The organism is Pseudomonas sp. EA_65y_Pfl1_P113, assembly GCF_963970525.1.
Taxonomy (GTDB): Bacteria; Pseudomonadota; Gammaproteobacteria; order Pseudomonadales; family Pseudomonadaceae; genus Aquipseudomonas; species Aquipseudomonas tritici.
In genome coordinates, this window is sequence record NZ_CAXAQM010000114.1 from 1 (window position 1) to 950 (window position 950).

At 61.9% G+C, this 950-nt stretch carries 1 protein-coding gene; it reads right to left on the reverse strand.

Features of this window, described 5'->3' with window-relative positions; all coding sequences use genetic code 11:
* The coding region (locus tag AACY52_RS28550; RefSeq protein ID WP_339561100.1) for an elongation factor Tu at positions 1-787 on the reverse strand (787 nt) is incomplete at its 3' end.
* Positions 788-950 lie beyond the last annotated feature (163 nt).

A 950-nucleotide genomic window follows, 5' to 3' on the forward strand; every position in this document is an offset into this window, starting at 1 on the left:
TTTCGACGCCCGTGACGGTGGTCTTGCGGGTGTCGTTGATGCCGACGATCTCGACTTCTTCGCCAACCTTGACGACGCCGGTCTCGACGCGGCCGGTGACAACCGTACCACGACCCGAGATCGAGAACACGTCTTCGATCGGCATCATGAACGGCTTGTCGAGCGGACGCTCGGGCTGCGGCAGGTACGTGTCGACAGCCTGCATCAGCTTGAGGACGGCGTCATGGCCGATCTCGGGCTGCTTGTCTTCGAGCGCGCAAACGGCCGAACCCTGGATGACCGGGATGTTGTCGCCGTCGAAATCATACGACGAGAGCAGTTCGCGGATTTCCAGCTCGACCAGCTCGAGGATCTCGGGATCGTCGACCAGATCGACCTTGTTCATGAACACGACCATCGTCGGCACGCCGACCTGGCGGGCGAGCAGGATGTGCTCGCGGGTCTGCGGCATCGGGCCGTCGGTCGCCGAAACGACGAGGATCGCGCCGTCCATCTGCGCGGCACCGGTGATCATGTTCTTCACATAGTCGGCGTGGCCCGGGCAGTCGACGTGCGCATAGTGACGCTCGGTCGTCTCATACTCGACGTGTGCGGTCGAGATGGTGATGCCGCGCTCGCGCTCTTCGGGAGCCTTGTCGATGTTGGCATAGCTGGTGAACGTCGCACCGCCGGTTTCCGCGAGCACCTTGGTGATCGCAGCCGTGAGCGAGGTCTTGCCGTGGTCGACGTGACCGATGGTGCCGATGTTGAGGTGCGGCTTGGTCCGCTCAAACTTTGCTTTTGCCATTTTTCCTACCTTATTGATCGTTTTCGGTTCGCCACAGCGCCACGCGAAGGGGGCCCCATAGCGGGAGTTTTCAGGTTACGCCAGCCCTAGCACCGGGCGGGGTGCCTTACGCCAGCTTCGCCTTAACTTCGTCTGCAACGTTGGCGGGGACTTCGTCATAATG